This is a genomic window from Pseudomonas shirazica (genome assembly GCF_015168335.1).
Taxonomy (GTDB): domain Bacteria; phylum Pseudomonadota; class Gammaproteobacteria; order Pseudomonadales; family Pseudomonadaceae; genus Aquipseudomonas; species Aquipseudomonas asiatica.
Genome location: NZ_CP063456.1, coordinates 3,109,978 through 3,122,690 on the forward strand (window position 1 = coordinate 3,109,978; position 12,713 = coordinate 3,122,690).

Here is a 12,713-nt window from a genome sequence, read left to right on the forward strand (position 1 = left end):
CGAAGCGGGTTTGATTTTCTTCCGAGGACTATCCCTCGTCTTTGACCTCGCATAGTGCGCGGTCCAGCGATGTTTCACCGTCTCCTTCGAGGGCGACGGTTTGACCTCCGCCATCCTTCCAGATCACGGTGTAGCGCTTGAATCCAACGTAACCGCCCATGGCATTTTTCGAGTTGACCTCGCCACACACCCAGCCATCCTTCTTGCTCCGCTCATTCCGAAACTGAGCAGACGACGGGTCAGTGAGCTTCTCGGCGATAGCCTCTCGGGCCCTGTCGATATCGCTCTTCCCACAGCCAGCCAGGGCGACCCCGACCAGTGCCAGTAAAGTCAAATTACGGTTAATCAACGTCATGCTCATCCTCGTCATCAAGCTCAGTGGACATGATCGCAATAAGTCCCCCCATGCCGCCAACCTTGTCTATAAACCCGTCGAAGAAATGTCCTTCAGATCCACACATCACTTTCATGCCGTCGAGGAGACTGACCTTTTCCTGATAGCTGCATTTAGTGGCGCCAATTACCTTTGCCATCAGCAGGAAACGAAGGTAGTCACCACCATCCCTAGGGATGCTTCCTATGTCCGAGGACATCTGTTGCCAGTCCTTGAGCTCGATATCCCTCTTGGTAACGGGGTGCCAGCCACCCTGCCAATCTTCTTCAACAAAAATTGGCAGCGACTCTTTCGGAAGACATTCGATCCGACCGTGCTGCTGCAAGACCTGAAGCTTATTCTTGCGCCAGATCATGGCCATGAATTGGTAGCCAATTATTAGATCTGTGGGCGAATTCAGACCTTCATATGGGAGGCGATAGTATCGCTCTACGAAGGGGCTGTAGCTTTCGACAAGCTGAATTCGATGGCCTGACGGGCCAATCTTTCCGCTGTCTCGCACATTCAGGCAGATACGCTCTGGACCATCCCAGGGCATTTGCTTCAATGTTTCAGGGGCAAACAAATGTCGGAGATAGGCCTCATCCTGCCCAGCAAACCGCATTGCCGACCGAAGGTACAGCATCGCTCCACCCTTGGTGACGTTCTGCAATGCACCGGCGCCATGCTTCCGTACGGTGTCTTCAATCTGACGCTTGTCCTCAGCAGTAAGGCGGTACGCCGCTGGGTCATACTCATGACTGATGGTGTCATCGGGGCTGTAGAGATACGGCTGGAGGAGGTCTAGCGGGTTCACATCGAGAGCGTCCCTGTCTGCATGCAGGGCAATCTACCATCATAGGTAGGAAGCGACAAAACCCCGCAATGGCGGGGTTCGTCTTATGGCGAGTATCAGCAGTAACCGTCGGCTCGCCTGGCCTCGACAATTTCGCGGACTTGTTCAGGCGTGAAGACCAATGCCAATTGGTACCCACTATCGCTTGTGCGGGCTTGTTGCGGGTTGAACCCAAGCTTCAGCACATAACGCCTTGCTGCGCTTCGATCCATTTTCAACAGCAGTGCAAGCTCCCGTAGGGTAGTCATTTTCTTTTACGCGATGGGCTCCCCCAGGGAACAGTGCTCCTTTGCTGCCTCAGATCGCGGATCGAAGGTCTGCCCCGGGTCTAGGCCTTCCGCGCCTTTTAGATGGATGCCTGAAAGGAACCATGACAGTCCCTCAAGCCATGCAGAGACCATCGAATCTGTGGGGTGACGATCAAGTTGCTTGATCCAAATGTCGTATTGGAAAACTAGCTCCTGGATGATCAGTCCCGAGAATGGGCTAGCAATACTGTGCCCAGCCACAATCCCGTCTTGCCGGCATTCATCAACCTGGCTTTGAGTGAGCTTCATGCTCCAGCCCTCCGCGCCATATACTCGAATCGGCCGCGAAGATTCACCACTGCCGCCATCAAGAATTCGAACATGTCAGGGGTCGAGACCGGGATATCACCTGGCGACATGACCATCCCCTGGATCAGATCTCGAGTCGAGAGCACGCAGGCATCATCAGGGACCTCTTCAACGACGTGCTCACCCTTGTGATCGAAAGCGACCAGGTAGCGCTTTAGCGGACTACCTACGATCTGAACCTGTCCGTGCTTAGGCAGGAGGTCGCCCTCAAAGACATAGGCCGCGACAAAATTGCAGGCATTGGCCAGTTCTTCCGCTGGAATCAGTGCAGTCTTCTGAACGCTGAATCGAGTACGCAGCCGACTTTTCATGGTGTGCTTGAAGCTACGGCGCAGCGCGACCGGAAGAGCGTTGGCCTTCTGATCGATGACCTGATCCAGAACGTGCTCGCCGTCACTACCGATTACCGTACCTATCAGTGTCGCCATTTGACTCGGAGAAGCTTCAAAGCGGCCATGCTTGCGAATTGATGGAAGCACCTCGGAAGTCACCCACTTACGGAAAGCGTGAGGCTTGCTGCCCTTGTTCACTGCATCTCGACAGCGAAGAATCAGGGTATAGAGACCCGATTCATTGACAACGTTGGCCTGTCCCTGACGACCTATGTTGAACATAGAGCGCTCATCTTCATCCAGCGCCTGCATAGCCTGGGTGGTGTTCGTCACATCCAGCACGCGGCATACGTCGGCCGCGACGAACCATGGTTCGCCATCGATAGTGACTGCACGGACGCTATGCCCACGGAAGTCAAACGGGGTGACACTGGATGCAGCTGTGCTATTATCGCCCATGACGTTGTTTTCCTGATCGATGACTGCGTTGATTTCCGAAGCCTCAAGCGCTGCAACGCTTGGGGCTTTTTCATGCCCGCTGTTTCGGCCCATCCTGCGTTTCCTCCTCCAAGGATTTCCTCAAGCGAAAAACGATCTCGCCGCTCAGGCTGCGCCCGTTTTCAGCTGCCCGCTCTTCGAGCTTCTGCCGCATCGTGCACAGCATTCGTACTGCGGTGGTTATTTTGCTGGTAGTCATGCTCACCTCCATTGTGCGTTTTGTGAGTTTATTGCCTTTCTTGACTTTGTCAAACGCATTTTTGCATTTCGTGAGTTTGTATTATCCTTGGGTAATACTAGAGGCTGCCATGACCACTGATTTCGCGAACAATCTCATTCGTCTGCGCGGCGCCAGCAACCTGACTCAGCAGGAGCTAGGTGACGCAAGCGGCGTTTCCCCTTCTCAGATCTCGAGATACGAGGCTGGCCAGGCCAGGCCGCGGAAAACCGTAATGGGAAAGCTCGCTGATGCCTTAGGCGTGAGCGTCGATGAGCTACTGGGCCAATCTCCTGAGCCAGGAACTGTGACTCTCGTCCTAGAGGAGCCAGGAGGCGAAGACATGCCGCTGACCATCGACCGATCTGCCTTTGAGCTGCTCCAGAAGGCGGCCGAAGAGACTGGCAAGCCGCTTGGCGACATCGTGTCGGATACGCTGCTCTGGGGCCTGCGAATGATCAAAGAAAGCCCAGAGTTCGCGGCCAGCCTTAAACGACAGATCGAAGAAAGCCGAAAGGCGGAAAAGGACGAGTAACCCTAAGCCCGGCCCCGCCCGGCCTACACAAGGAATCAATACGATGAGCGAACCTATGACTGCTGATGATCTCAATCTCCTCCTAGACAATATTCGTATAGAGATCGGCTACCAAGGCGACGTTACGACCGTCACTTTGAAGCCGCACGAAGCAGAGGAATTTGAAGCCATCAAGAACGGACTCGATGTTGATGGGCGCACCGTTGATTTAGACCCGAAGACCAACAGGCTCACGATTGACTCCTCGAATTGCCCAACCTTCGAGTAATGAGACTCAAGCCCAGCCAAACGCCGGGCTTTCACATCCAAAAGGGCTGTTGGATGACTATCACCGCGCAAGATCGCGCCACGCTGCTCCGCCAGGCAGCCGCTCATGGGCGTCGCAACCCTGAGGATCTCTTCGGAGCGCGAATGGCGATTCATGATGCGTTCGAAGGAACCGGCGTTGACAGCAATCGTGTGTGCGATGCGCTACTGACGAAGACACCACCAATTTCCGAATGGGCTTGCGAACGATTGGATGTGGTGGCGGATCAAATAGAACAGGCGCCGGACGCTAGCTCTTCTTTGCTTTTCGGCCTGTGCGAGATGGCCAAGATGCTGACACCAGATTAAGAGGTTGCTCGCCAGAGGCAAAAAGCCCAGCGCGGGGCTGGGCATCATCCTTTCACCAATCGTAGTAGTGCACCCCGTTCTCTACTCTCGGTTCCTTGATGTATCCAGCATCTTCTAGAGTCGTCTGACCGCTGCCGTTGTAGGCCCCGCCGAACACTCCCCGGATTACTAGCTGACCGTTGTTGTTCATGGAGCCGCCCAGTTTTCCAGAGGGCTGCACGATTACCTCTGAGCCAGCACAAATATTCGTGGAGCCCTGGCACTTTCCGGATACCTCCACCCTGCTGTTTCCGGACACATTCATCGACCCCTGCTGCGTTCCCTCAATTAGAACCTCGCCACCATTTTCGACGGACAGAGATCCTTGAAGCGTTCCGCTGATCACGAGCGTACAACCACTTACGGTGATACTCCCTTGGTGCGTTCCGTATAGCACCTGATTTTGTGTGAGGGTTAAACCCGGTACTCGGACTCCATCGATGATGTCGTAGCCAGCCATTCTGATCGCTCCATGAGGACAAACTGCCATCAGCATAACGAACCCACACGCAGAGGAACACTGTTACCAGCAAGCCTCCGCCCCTGTCCGCCCATCCAGCGTGGATGGAAACCCAGTAACCGACCCTCCTGCCACCGTAGTAGCGTTGTGCCTCCAACGAATCGCCCCGGTCCGTTGCCGGAAAGCCCATGGACTGGGGAGCAACCCTGAAGGATGATCCAATGAGTAACGACCCAAAACTGATTGATGCGCTGAACAGAGCGGTTCGCAAAGCGGATCAAGCGATCCGAGCATCATTGACTACCAGGCCGGATCCTCAAGCCGCTGCTGATGCAATTAACTCCTTCTCGAAGGTAGTCCAGCTCTTGGATGCTCGGATCGCCGCAATCGAAGAAAAGCTGAAAGACCCTAGCTAATCCGATTGAGCTTCTCGGTGCAAAGCTCAATGGCTCCATCGATGCGCCGAGAAAGCTCTTCAACAGCAATTCTCCCCTGAGTTGGAATAGTCCCACTGAGGCTTGCCTCGTCGTTTCCTGCCACGAACATTTGATGAAAAATTTCGTTAACGATACGGCTACTCAAAATCCTACGTTGTTCATCTGTCATGTACTGCTCCTGCGGCCGAGCCGCTTCATTTCGCGTCCCGATGACGCAACACAAAGCGCGTCCGGTTGAGCCAGGGTGCGCCGAACAGGGTGATTGTTGGCCTGCCCTACTCCGCTGCCGCGGCCATCACTGCCAGCGCCTCGTTCTCCATGAGACGAAGATCGTGAAAGGCCTCAGACAAATCACCCCGCTTCAGGCCGAGCATCTTGGCGGTCCCGGGGATCGCGGTGTAATCGAGCCCTGACGGCCCGCCAGGCCCTAGGCGCCATTGGGTTCCCAGCGCTTCAAATAGGCAGAAGGCCGGCCATATATCCGGCCAGACTTCTACATCCTCGGTTTCGATGTCTTCGAGGGTGAGCCCCAGAAACGCTAGCTGCTCGGCGGAGGGACCTTGCTCATACAGGGCCCGCGCCGCCGCCTTCAGTTTCCCAGGCGAGCCGGGTTGTAGGCTTGCTGATAGGCGTCCAGAACCGCTTGCGGAGCACCGACGCAGGTAGTCACCAGGTCGAGGATGGCCTCGTCAGTGAACTTGTCGTCGAAGCCCCAGCCGACGGTGACGGTCTTGATCTGTTCAGCCTGCAGTTGCACCTGCCCGGCAGTGAACTGCTCGAGGCTCGCACTCTCGGCCTTAGCCTTTTCAGCATTGGCTTCGGCAGCCTGGTTCCAGCTGTCGTAGAGCTTAGCCAGGGCGGTGCGGTCGAAATAGCGGAACGTGAACTCTACCGCCACCGGGTCGCCGCCCACACGCGGGATGTTCACCTCAGCAGTGAACGTGGGGTTTTGCGCGATCTTGATCTTCGCCATGAGGGCTCCTTACGCGCCGGCCAGGTAACGAAGCGAGCGAGCCGACAGGCCGACGCTGATGGTTCGGGTCATCACGTTGTTCCGCTCCATGGTCGGATCGGGGGTGATGCTGACGTAGCCTGGGTACAGGATCTGGTCGCCGTTGCGAAGCTTCATGCGGATCACCGCCAGCTCCTTGGAGGCGTCGTAACCCTCGACAGCCTCGACGTACGCGGCCGTCGGCTGGTCCTCGACCACGATCGACAGGCTGGTAGGGTTTCTGTTGGTAGGGAACTGCTTGTCATCGTCGTCTTCCAAGTATCCAACAGTCGCATACTGCTGCTCACCTCCAGACGAGTTGAACGAGGTGACTTTGGAAATCTGCACCCAGTCGGACACAGGGAGAACGGAGCCTACGCCGGCGCCAGCGGTGAAGCGTTCCGCATCGCTGGTGTCCAAACCGGCCAGGGAGAAGGCGCTGGCTGCGACGTTGGCCGCCTTCACGGCACGGTCGTTGATCAGGGCCCACCCGGAGTTAACCAGGAGAACATCGCCGTTCTGGATGGTGTGATCGGCTGAAGTCGCAACAGGCGGTTTTGCGTTGGTCAGCGCGGTGATTGGGACGGCAGCGCCGATGACGCGTGCGATCTCCAGCACCGCGCCGTTTGGCAGCGGGAAGCGTGCGGCCATGGTGTTTTCCTCTTGGGTAGAAACGAAAAAGCCCGCACTCGGCGGGCAGTACCTTCGTGGTACCGTTGCAATCCCTACGAAAGCAATGGATTCACGAGATGGAAGCGTTCATCATTTTTCATCAGTCCGTATCAGACCATTCAGTAGTTCAGCTTGAATCCAAGGCAATTGACCTGGTCGCACGAGGGATTGAGCGACTGACGGTCGTTATCAACAGCGGCGGTGGAAGCACGTATGCGGGGCTTGGTGCTTTTCACCTTCTTCGAAGCCTTCCGATCGAAGTGAACACCCACACCCATAGTGTATGCGGGTCAATAGCCGCTTCAATTTACTTGGCAGGCAAACGTCGCACCATTGCAGCTGCAAGTGCGGTGATCCTGCACGCGACGACTTACACCGATGGCCCGTTCGCAGGCCAACAGTCGATGTTTAACAAGGTCGTCGCAGAGCCCTTCAGGTCTATTGCTGGCTGGGGCGATGACCTTGTAATGCGGTTCCTGTCGCCTGGCGAGAACTACATGTGGCCTGATGAGGCTGTTGAGCTCGGCTTTGCACACGAAGTGGTTGATCTGCAGATCCCGCCTGGGGCAGAGATTCATCACATCGCATAGAGATCTCAATAGATCGCCTCAGCCTACAACCCAACCGCCTGCAGTCCTCATAGACGCATCCACACTGAGGTGATACGACCTGATTGAGCATTGAACCCTCCCGAACTAGAAAGATGCATTTCGCAAGCCGCTTGGAGGGATGAGCCCTCAGGAAGCTGGTTGATCTGCGACACCGCGGTAGGTGAAGCTGGCCGGGACCGTGTAGGTCGCCGACTCGGTGATGGTTGGGCCTTGATCGACCGGTTCGGTGACCAAGCCCTCAAAGCCGTTGCGGCTGAGTGGCGAATCGACACGGAACAGGTCGGAGAGCTCTTCAACAATGGTTTCAGCGGTCTCTAGCGGCTGGCCCGCCGGGCAAACGATGCTCACTTGGTAGACGCCGGTGTATTCGTAGGCCTCGCCGCCCAGATAGCGACAGGTGGTGCCCGCCGGTAGCTGGAAGGCTTTCAGGTAGGTTTCGTCGGGTCCTGCCTCGAAACCCTGATCGAAGTTTGCGACCCGGATCGGGCGCGCCGCGGCCCAGGCGGCCAGTTTTATTTCGATGGCCTGCCGCGCTCGTGCTTGGCTCATGGCTATCCTCTATAACGAAACTAATGGCATAGTGCAGCCATTGCACAATGGGGATTGGCAGATGTTTTTCAAAAAAAAGGCAGCATCAAATCCAGATCTGAAGCTTTCTACCTTGGTCTCACGCAATCACGAAACTGGTTATGTATTCGTTGATATCAACAACGATTTGGGAGACGCTGCCGAGGTGATAATGGCTAGCTCCGAATTGATCAAGATGGCCTACGGTTATGCCCGACGTGCTTGTGCCTTTGCTATGTATGCGCAAGGCCTCATCGATCAAGCCCTACTTGACCATGTTCAGATGATATTCAAAGGACTCCAACTGAAAACAGGGCAATCTAAGGAGTTTCAGGAGGCTGCCTATGACGAGGCCATCGCTTTCATGCAGTCATATCACTGGCAACTCAACAGATTCAGCATCCTCGCGATAAGAAACATTGCCGAAAACTATGACCGACCTGAGTCGGGCCCAATCAGCGACGTTGATCTTCTGGTAGGAGCCATTGATGCGGCTCATGCCGAGCAAGAAGAGGTGAGAGGCAAAACCCAGACCTAACTCACAACTGGTTCCGCTCCATGGCTTCTTTAACAATACGTTGGAAGTTGGCCATAGTGACCCGCACCATACCGCTTGGCGATTGGGCCGAATGGCCATACTCCAGCGGGATAGCGTACGGCAGGTTGTTCACGATGTACGCTGTCTGCCCGATGGACAGCGCCTGGACCTGGGCCATCAGCTCGGCAATGGATTCGCTGCCCGACGGGTCGATTCGATCCAGCTCTCCGCTTGCTGGTGTATCGATCGAGAACTGCCAGTTGCCCCGGAACCGCCCGCCTACGTAGCCCTGGCCCGCGACCACGCCGTTCACAGCGAAGTTCTGCTCACGCTCGGTCTTGGTCAGGGGCTTGGCGTACTTCACGCCTTTACGCAGCCTGCCGGCCTTGGTGAAGTTGTCCTGGTTCAGGTTGATCAGGGTGTTGCGCACCGCGACCTTGAAGTCGTAGTCGTCGGCGGCCCTAGTCGCCTTTGCCCGATGGGCCACGTTGGCCGCCCACAGTTCCGGGTTACCGACCGGCGACATGCGGATCACGCTGCTGCCGATCTCGACCACGATTTCGCGAAAGGTAGCATCCAGGGCTTGCTCCGCCTGCTCAGCGAACGCCCGTATGGCTTCAGCGAAGCCGCCCTGCTGACCGCCGTATCGCTGGGCCATGTGTGAGCCGCGCGCCATGTCACTTCCTCAGCTGAATGGTCCAAGTCGCCTGGGCCGGGTCCTCGGAAACGTTGAGCACGCGGTACCCGCTCACCTGGTCACCGATCTTGGGGGCAGCTGGAACATCGGTAGCGGCACCGGCCTGCCCCTCGAAAATCTCGTTCTGGAGCACCAGCAGCTTCACATCCTCGGTTTGGATGCGGGTCCCGTCGATCTCCTTGGCCAGATAGCTGCCAAACACGCCGCGGCCGACGTAGTAGATGGTCGAGGCCGGTACTGTGCCGCCGATATCCGGGTCGTAACCACCCTTCACCGTGCGAGACCCAGCCACAGGCTTCACCGTGTCGGCCAGGCCATCAGGATCATCGAAGGCTTCCGCCAGGTCGGCCTGGATTTCATCGCGCATGCCCATGGGTCAGATCCTCTTGAGCATCACGGTGCCAGTGCGCCTGATCCACGGGGCGATAAGGTCAAGGGCGAAGTTCTCGGCAGCAGAGCGATCGACAGACCCCGCGACGTAGGTCTTGCTGGTCGAAGTGCCAGCCTGGGCCGACACCGTCTTGCTCTGCACCTCGCGCTGGGTGTCCTTGTAGAGCTTGCCGGCCGCCGCCAGCTTGGCCACTTGCGCGCCGGCAGTCACGATGGCATTCGGCACCGGGCCTTGCACCGGGCGTTTGATCTTGACCGTGAGCCAGGCATTTGCCATGGAAACGGCGATGACCGCATCACCGTCGCCTGCCCAGCCCTGCCCGAGCGCCTGGTCGACATCAGCGACGGTGATGAAGTCGGTCATGGCTTATTCCTTCGACGGGATGAGAGCCTGCAGATCGGGCTTGTTGAGGGCTGGGTCGAAGGTGATGCCCTGGGTCGTCAGCCAGGCCTTCAGCTGCGGGACCTTCATTTTGTGCGGGTCAGTTTCATCGTCGCTGCCGCCCTCCTCCTCGATCGCTTTGTCGATCTCCGCTTGGCTGCTAACCGAGGCATAGCCGTTCGGCGGATAGGCCGACGCCTTATAACCCTGCTCCAGCCACTGAGCGATAGTCGGGCCGTCCAGGCGCAGGCCTTCCTCGATCTCGCTCACACTGATGCCCTGGCGCTGGTACGCCTCACCGATGTGCGGAGCATCGCCCTGCACGGACACCGAGGTCGCGCCGTCGATCACGCCGAAGAACTGGTCCAGGCGGCGATAGCAGGTGCCGCGCTCGCTGCCCGGGGTGTTGGTGTAGATGACTTTCATGCTGATCTCCTGCGCAGGGCGCCAGGCCGGCGCCCCGCATCATGGGGTCAAGGGGTGGCGGTGCCGCTGATGACCGCGGCGAACGGAACCTGCTTGCGGTCGAAGACGCGCTTCCAGTTGGCCGCCGAGGCGTACTGGGCGGCGGTCGGGCTCAGGTTGCGGTTCTCGCTGCCCTGCCAGCTGAAGCCGGCCGGCTGCAGGATGTAGGTCTTACGCTCCCACAGCACCTCGGCACCACCACCGTTGCCGCCGGCGGCGTTGCGCTGCATCTCGACCGGCATGTGAGGGTCGCCCTCGCCGTAACCGAAGGCGCCTTGGCCGAAGAACAGCGAGAGGAACTGGCCCGGGGCGTAGGTCAGAGCGTCATCCATGAAGACCGGCTTGCCCAGGTACGTGGCCAGGATGATCTTGCCCTGCGAGTCGCGCAGGTACTCGATCATGTCCTGCTTGACCATCTGGTTCATAACGACCGAGTGCACGCCAATTGCACCGAACATGTCGGCAGCATCGCCGGCGGTGAAGGCGGCATCTTGGAAGGCATTGGCACTGATCGAGGCGCCTGCATCCTTGACCATGTCGCCACCGTTCTGGGCAATGTTGGCCGCGATGATGCCGCGGCCAGCGCCCATCAGGTAGCGCTGCCACTGGCGGGTCCAGTAGGTGCCGAAGCGGTTGCGGATGTGCTGCATCGGCTCGGAGTTGGCCAGCTCGGCAGTCAGGTCGGAGACGCCGTAGCCCTTGTTGAGGTACAGGGTCCGGGCGCGCATGCTGCCCTGCTCGGCCTTGCCGACGGCGCCCAGGTCGTCGGGGTCATCGTTGGAGATGTTCGGCGCTTCATCGGCGTCGAGATCCTGCCAGTAGCTGATCTCAGAGGTGCCCTGGCCATTTTTCGCGATGTTGTCCAGGGTGGCCGAGCGGGTGATGATGCCCGACTCGTAGACGGCGGTCTTCTCTGGAGAGTTCACCGGCTCCAGAGTGCCGTAGTAGTCGGCAACGAAGATGTCCGACAGTTGGGTAGATGCCATGGGTTAGGTTCCTCGGGTGGCTTGGAGTTTTTTGAATGCTTCGGGGTTATCACGAGCCATCGCAGCACGCTCGGTCTCGGTGTACTCGCCCCATTTCTTCGTGGCCTTGCCACCGTTGTCGCCGGTCTGCCCGGCACCCTGAGCCCTTGGCCACAGGTGGGTAGCGGTTTCCCGCAGCGATTCCGCCCATTCGAGGGGAGACAGCGGGGTCTTGCCGTCCTTCCCGTACACGACTTCGCCGGCACGGTCGGTGGCAATGGGCTCGCCGTCTTCGCTCAATTTGAAGGTGCCGCGGGCGCGGAGGATGATGTCCTCAGCAGCCTCAGGCAGCGCGCCGGCCTTGATGGCGGCAGCGCGGATGGAGTCAGCCAGCACCTTGTCGCTGTACTTGGCAGCGAAGGCTTCGGCCTTGTCCGCGCGCTCGTTGGCGGCCTTGACCTGCTTATCCAGGTCGGTGCGCAGGCGCTCGGTGCGACGGCTGATGACCTCGTCCAGCTTGCCCTCGGCGATCAGCTTGGTCTCTTCGTCCTGGCCGGCCTTGGCCAGCAGGCCCTTGACCGCCTCGATGTCCAGGCCGTCGAACTGGCCTTTCAGCTTGTCCAGTTCGGCCTTGATGGTCTTGTTGGAACCGATCAGCTCGTTGTTTTTGGACTTGAGGCCCGAGACCTCGCCATCCAGGAATTTCTGTACCTCGCCGCCCAGCGCTGCTTTCAGCGCGGCAGTTTGGGTTTCGTCGAGGGTGAGGCCGTGGGCGGCCGGGTCGAAGTCAAAAGGCATGTGGCTATCCCCTGGGGATTGATTGGCCCGCCTTGCGGGCATAAAAAAACCCGCCGAAGCGAGTCAGATTTGATTGAGTGCGTTGTAGGATGCCGCCGCGAGTGACGCCCCTTTTGATCTTTGTGCGAGCAGTGCCTAATGAGAAGCCCTAAACCCTACAACGAGAACAAGAAATCGAGCTGGCTGAGACCTGATGTGCCGGTGCAAGTAGCACTCGTCACTGGAGTACTCACTGCTGCTGGATTGGTGGTGCAGACATATGGATCTCACCTGTCGACGGAAAAAGATCTGCGCACGAGCTGCGTGAAAAGGCTCGACGAACGCGAAGAAAAGCTTCGCACCAAAGCTGAACTAATGCTTGTGTCGATCTCAAAGACCATGACTTATCCATACCACCCCAACCCCTCGCATGAAGAGCTGGCACTTCGGTATGAAACGGCAGTGGCCTCCGCAGAGGCCCTCATAGCAAATTCCCCGCCGAGACTGGCGACAAAAACGATGAATCTGTTGGGAAAATTTATGGCAGCCGCGCAGCCAACTGATGACGAGAGCGCAAGAAACGCCCGAGCTGCTGATCTTGCTAGCGAGGTGAACCCGTGGCATGCAATTTACTTTGAAGAACTGATGGCCTTCGACGCCGAGCGGAAGGGCTGCTGAC

General features: G+C 58.0%; 24 protein-coding genes. 7 read left to right on the forward strand and 17 right to left on the reverse strand.

Features of this window, described 5'->3' with window-relative positions:
• Window positions 1–28: 28 nt before the first annotated feature.
• The 5 genes from IMX18_RS14120 to IMX18_RS14140 all read right to left on the reverse strand — a co-directional run bounded on the left by IMX18_RS14120 (window position 29) and on the right by IMX18_RS14140 (window position 2,875).
• Entirely contained in the window at window positions 29–355 is a 327-nt protein-coding gene (locus tag IMX18_RS14120) for a hypothetical protein (RefSeq protein ID WP_217190699.1), read from the reverse strand.
• Window positions 342–1,190 (reverse strand): hypothetical protein, encoded by an 849-nt coding sequence (locus IMX18_RS14125; protein WP_217190697.1) that lies wholly within the window; start codon window positions 1,188–1,190, stop codon window positions 342–344. The genes IMX18_RS14120 and IMX18_RS14125 overlap by 14 nt, the downstream gene beginning before the upstream one ends.
• Window positions 1,191–1,483: 293 nt before the next feature.
• Window positions 1,484–1,786, reverse strand: a complete 303-nt coding sequence (locus IMX18_RS14130; RefSeq protein ID WP_217190695.1) for a hypothetical protein — start codon at window positions 1,784–1,786, stop codon at window positions 1,484–1,486.
• A complete protein-coding gene (locus tag IMX18_RS14135; protein ID WP_225903894.1) occupies window positions 1,783–2,730 on the reverse strand; it encodes a BRO-N domain-containing protein in 948 nt (315 codons plus the stop codon). Before IMX18_RS14135 ends, IMX18_RS14130 begins: the two co-directional genes overlap by 4 nt.
• Entirely contained in the window at window positions 2,708–2,875 is a 168-nt protein-coding gene (locus IMX18_RS14140; RefSeq protein WP_217190708.1) for an Arc family DNA-binding protein, read from the reverse strand. Before IMX18_RS14140 ends, IMX18_RS14135 begins: the two co-directional genes overlap by 23 nt.
• 109 nt (window positions 2,876–2,984) lie before the next feature.
• Here IMX18_RS14140 and IMX18_RS14145 point away from each other — a divergent pair, with 109 nt between their 5' ends.
• From IMX18_RS14145 to IMX18_RS14155, 3 genes are read left to right on the forward strand one after another with little or no spacing between them, the layout of a single operon-like run.
• Window positions 2,985–3,428 carry a helix-turn-helix domain-containing protein gene (locus IMX18_RS14145; protein ID WP_225903895.1) on the forward strand — a complete coding sequence of 148 codons (444 nt, stop codon included), beginning with the start codon at window positions 2,985–2,987 and terminating at the stop codon, window positions 3,426–3,428.
• Between the two features lie 43 nt (window positions 3,429–3,471).
• Window positions 3,472–3,696: a hypothetical protein gene (locus tag IMX18_RS14150; RefSeq protein ID WP_217190693.1), complete on the forward strand. Its 225-nt coding sequence runs from the start codon at window positions 3,472–3,474 to the stop codon at window positions 3,694–3,696.
• A 53-nt stretch (window positions 3,697–3,749) separates the two neighbouring features.
• Window positions 3,750–4,043 carry a hypothetical protein gene (locus IMX18_RS14155; RefSeq protein ID WP_217190692.1) on the forward strand — a complete coding sequence of 98 codons (294 nt, stop codon included), beginning with the start codon at window positions 3,750–3,752 and terminating at the stop codon, window positions 4,041–4,043.
• 52 nt (window positions 4,044–4,095) lie between these two features.
• On the opposite strand, the gene IMX18_RS14160 is transcribed toward IMX18_RS14155, so the two are convergent.
• Window positions 4,096–4,542 carry a hypothetical protein gene (locus tag IMX18_RS14160; protein WP_217190690.1) on the reverse strand — a complete coding sequence of 149 codons (447 nt, stop codon included), beginning with the start codon at window positions 4,540–4,542 and terminating at the stop codon, window positions 4,096–4,098.
• Window positions 4,543–4,763: 221 nt separating this feature from the next.
• On the opposite strand from IMX18_RS14160, the gene IMX18_RS14165 reads away from it, so the two are divergent.
• A complete protein-coding gene (locus tag IMX18_RS14165; RefSeq protein ID WP_217190689.1) occupies window positions 4,764–4,958 on the forward strand; it encodes a hypothetical protein in 195 nt (64 codons plus the stop codon).
• Here the strand turns inward: IMX18_RS14165 and IMX18_RS14170 are convergent.
• The 4 genes from IMX18_RS14170 to IMX18_RS14185 all read right to left on the reverse strand — a co-directional run bounded on the left by IMX18_RS14170 (window position 4,951) and on the right by IMX18_RS14185 (window position 6,621).
• The gene (locus IMX18_RS14170) at window positions 4,951–5,148 is read right to left on the reverse strand and encodes a hypothetical protein (protein WP_217190687.1); all 198 of its coding nucleotides are present in this window, start codon (window positions 5,146–5,148) and stop codon (window positions 4,951–4,953) included. The two genes, IMX18_RS14165 and IMX18_RS14170, sit on opposite strands and share 8 nt — an antisense overlap.
• Window positions 5,149–5,254: 106 nt before the next feature.
• Window positions 5,255–5,641: a DUF1799 domain-containing protein gene (locus IMX18_RS14175; protein WP_342592945.1), complete on the reverse strand. Its 387-nt coding sequence runs from the start codon at window positions 5,639–5,641 to the stop codon at window positions 5,255–5,257.
• The gene (locus IMX18_RS14180) at window positions 5,569–5,952 is read right to left on the reverse strand and encodes a phage tail assembly chaperone (RefSeq protein ID WP_217190685.1); all 384 of its coding nucleotides are present in this window, start codon (window positions 5,950–5,952) and stop codon (window positions 5,569–5,571) included. Before IMX18_RS14180 ends, IMX18_RS14175 begins: the two co-directional genes overlap by 73 nt.
• A gap of 9 nt (window positions 5,953–5,961) precedes the next feature.
• Window positions 5,962–6,621, reverse strand: a complete 660-nt coding sequence (locus IMX18_RS14185; RefSeq protein WP_217190683.1) for a phage tail protein — start codon at window positions 6,619–6,621, stop codon at window positions 5,962–5,964.
• Window positions 6,622–6,719: 98 nt separating this feature from the next.
• On the opposite strand from IMX18_RS14185, the gene IMX18_RS14190 reads away from it, so the two are divergent.
• Window positions 6,720–7,232: an ATP-dependent Clp protease proteolytic subunit gene (locus IMX18_RS14190; RefSeq protein WP_217190681.1), complete on the forward strand. Its 513-nt coding sequence runs from the start codon at window positions 6,720–6,722 to the stop codon at window positions 7,230–7,232.
• A 147-nt stretch (window positions 7,233–7,379) separates the two neighbouring features.
• Here IMX18_RS14190 and IMX18_RS14195 read toward each other — a convergent pair whose 3' ends face one another.
• Window positions 7,380–7,802, reverse strand: a complete 423-nt coding sequence (locus IMX18_RS14195) for a phage tail terminator-like protein (RefSeq protein WP_217190679.1) — start codon at window positions 7,800–7,802, stop codon at window positions 7,380–7,382.
• Between IMX18_RS14195 and IMX18_RS14200 the strand changes: the two genes are divergently transcribed.
• On the forward strand, window positions 7,801–8,358 hold the full coding sequence (locus IMX18_RS14200) for a hypothetical protein (protein ID WP_217190678.1): 558 nt from the start codon (window positions 7,801–7,803) through the stop codon (window positions 8,356–8,358). The two genes, IMX18_RS14195 and IMX18_RS14200, sit on opposite strands and share 2 nt — an antisense overlap.
• A gap of 1 nt (window position 8,359) precedes the next feature.
• Here IMX18_RS14200 and IMX18_RS14205 read toward each other — a convergent pair whose 3' ends face one another.
• Genes IMX18_RS14205 through IMX18_RS14230 form a run of 6 tightly spaced genes read right to left on the reverse strand, consistent with a single transcriptional unit; the run spans window position 8,360 to window position 12,055 of the window.
• Window positions 8,360–9,034 carry a hypothetical protein gene (locus IMX18_RS14205; protein WP_217190675.1) on the reverse strand — a complete coding sequence of 225 codons (675 nt, stop codon included), beginning with the start codon at window positions 9,032–9,034 and terminating at the stop codon, window positions 8,360–8,362.
• 1 nt (window position 9,035) lies between these two features.
• Window positions 9,036–9,428: a hypothetical protein gene (locus IMX18_RS14210; RefSeq protein ID WP_100413942.1), complete on the reverse strand. Its 393-nt coding sequence runs from the start codon at window positions 9,426–9,428 to the stop codon at window positions 9,036–9,038.
• A gap of 3 nt (window positions 9,429–9,431) precedes the next feature.
• On the reverse strand, window positions 9,432–9,809 hold the full coding sequence (locus IMX18_RS14215; RefSeq protein ID WP_217190674.1) for a hypothetical protein: 378 nt from the start codon (window positions 9,807–9,809) through the stop codon (window positions 9,432–9,434).
• 3 nt (window positions 9,810–9,812) lie between these two features.
• Complete coding sequence (locus IMX18_RS14220) at window positions 9,813–10,253, reverse strand: hypothetical protein (RefSeq protein WP_217190672.1); 441 nt, start codon at window positions 10,251–10,253, stop codon at window positions 9,813–9,815.
• Window positions 10,254–10,300: 47 nt separating this feature from the next.
• Window positions 10,301–11,278, reverse strand: coding sequence for a major capsid protein (locus tag IMX18_RS14225; protein ID WP_096010286.1), 978 nt, complete (start codon window positions 11,276–11,278; stop codon window positions 10,301–10,303).
• 3 nt (window positions 11,279–11,281) lie between these two features.
• The gene (locus IMX18_RS14230; protein ID WP_217190670.1) at window positions 11,282–12,055 is read right to left on the reverse strand and encodes a hypothetical protein; all 774 of its coding nucleotides are present in this window, start codon (window positions 12,053–12,055) and stop codon (window positions 11,282–11,284) included.
• 138 nt (window positions 12,056–12,193) lie between these two features.
• Between IMX18_RS14230 and IMX18_RS14235 the strand changes: the two genes are divergently transcribed.
• Window positions 12,194–12,712, forward strand: a complete 519-nt coding sequence (locus IMX18_RS14235) for a hypothetical protein (RefSeq protein WP_217190668.1) — start codon at window positions 12,194–12,196, stop codon at window positions 12,710–12,712.
• Window position 12,713: the final 1 nt, after the last annotated feature.

Excerpts from the sequence above, each read along its gene's own strand:
- IMX18_RS14120 (WP_217190699.1), bottom strand. The coding sequence starts at position 355 with ATGACGTTGATTAACCGTAATTTGACTTTACTGGCACTGGTCGGGGTC.
- IMX18_RS14130 (WP_217190695.1), bottom strand. The coding sequence starts at position 1,786 with ATGAAGCTCACTCAAAGCCAGGTTGATGAATGCCGGCAAGACGGGATT.
- IMX18_RS14135 (WP_225903894.1), bottom strand. The coding sequence starts at position 2,730 with ATGGGCCGAAACAGCGGGCATGAAAAAGCCCCAAGCGTTGCAGCGCTT.
- IMX18_RS14140 (WP_217190708.1), bottom strand. The coding sequence starts at position 2,875 with ATGACTACCAGCAAAATAACCACCGCAGTACGAATGCTGTGCACGATG.
- IMX18_RS14145 (WP_225903895.1), top strand. The coding sequence starts at position 2,985 with ATGACCACTGATTTCGCGAACAATCTCATTCGTCTGCGCGGCGCCAGC.
- IMX18_RS14150 (WP_217190693.1), top strand. The coding sequence starts at position 3,472 with ATGAGCGAACCTATGACTGCTGATGATCTCAATCTCCTCCTAGACAAT.
- IMX18_RS14155 (WP_217190692.1), top strand. The coding sequence starts at position 3,750 with ATGACTATCACCGCGCAAGATCGCGCCACGCTGCTCCGCCAGGCAGCC.
- IMX18_RS14160 (WP_217190690.1), bottom strand. The coding sequence starts at position 4,542 with ATGGCTGGCTACGACATCATCGATGGAGTCCGAGTACCGGGTTTAACC.
- IMX18_RS14165 (WP_217190689.1), top strand. The coding sequence starts at position 4,764 with ATGAGTAACGACCCAAAACTGATTGATGCGCTGAACAGAGCGGTTCGC.
- IMX18_RS14170 (WP_217190687.1), bottom strand. The coding sequence starts at position 5,148 with ATGACAGATGAACAACGTAGGATTTTGAGTAGCCGTATCGTTAACGAA.
- IMX18_RS14180 (WP_217190685.1), bottom strand. The coding sequence starts at position 5,952 with ATGGCGAAGATCAAGATCGCGCAAAACCCCACGTTCACTGCTGAGGTG.
- IMX18_RS14185 (WP_217190683.1), bottom strand. The coding sequence starts at position 6,621 with ATGGCCGCACGCTTCCCGCTGCCAAACGGCGCGGTGCTGGAGATCGCA.
- IMX18_RS14190 (WP_217190681.1), top strand. The coding sequence starts at position 6,720 with ATGGAAGCGTTCATCATTTTTCATCAGTCCGTATCAGACCATTCAGTA.
- IMX18_RS14200 (WP_217190678.1), top strand. The coding sequence starts at position 7,801 with ATGGCTATCCTCTATAACGAAACTAATGGCATAGTGCAGCCATTGCAC.
- IMX18_RS14195 (WP_217190679.1), bottom strand. The coding sequence starts at position 7,802 with ATGAGCCAAGCACGAGCGCGGCAGGCCATCGAAATAAAACTGGCCGCC.
- IMX18_RS14205 (WP_217190675.1), bottom strand. The coding sequence starts at position 9,034 with ATGGCGCGCGGCTCACACATGGCCCAGCGATACGGCGGTCAGCAGGGC.
- IMX18_RS14210 (WP_100413942.1), bottom strand. The coding sequence starts at position 9,428 with ATGGGCATGCGCGATGAAATCCAGGCCGACCTGGCGGAAGCCTTCGAT.
- IMX18_RS14215 (WP_217190674.1), bottom strand. The coding sequence starts at position 9,809 with ATGACCGACTTCATCACCGTCGCTGATGTCGACCAGGCGCTCGGGCAG.
- IMX18_RS14220 (WP_217190672.1), bottom strand. The coding sequence starts at position 10,253 with ATGAAAGTCATCTACACCAACACCCCGGGCAGCGAGCGCGGCACCTGC.
- IMX18_RS14225 (WP_096010286.1), bottom strand. The coding sequence starts at position 11,278 with ATGGCATCTACCCAACTGTCGGACATCTTCGTTGCCGACTACTACGGC.
- IMX18_RS14230 (WP_217190670.1), bottom strand. The coding sequence starts at position 12,055 with ATGCCTTTTGACTTCGACCCGGCCGCCCACGGCCTCACCCTCGACGAA.
- IMX18_RS14235 (WP_217190668.1), top strand. The coding sequence starts at position 12,194 with ATGAGAAGCCCTAAACCCTACAACGAGAACAAGAAATCGAGCTGGCTG.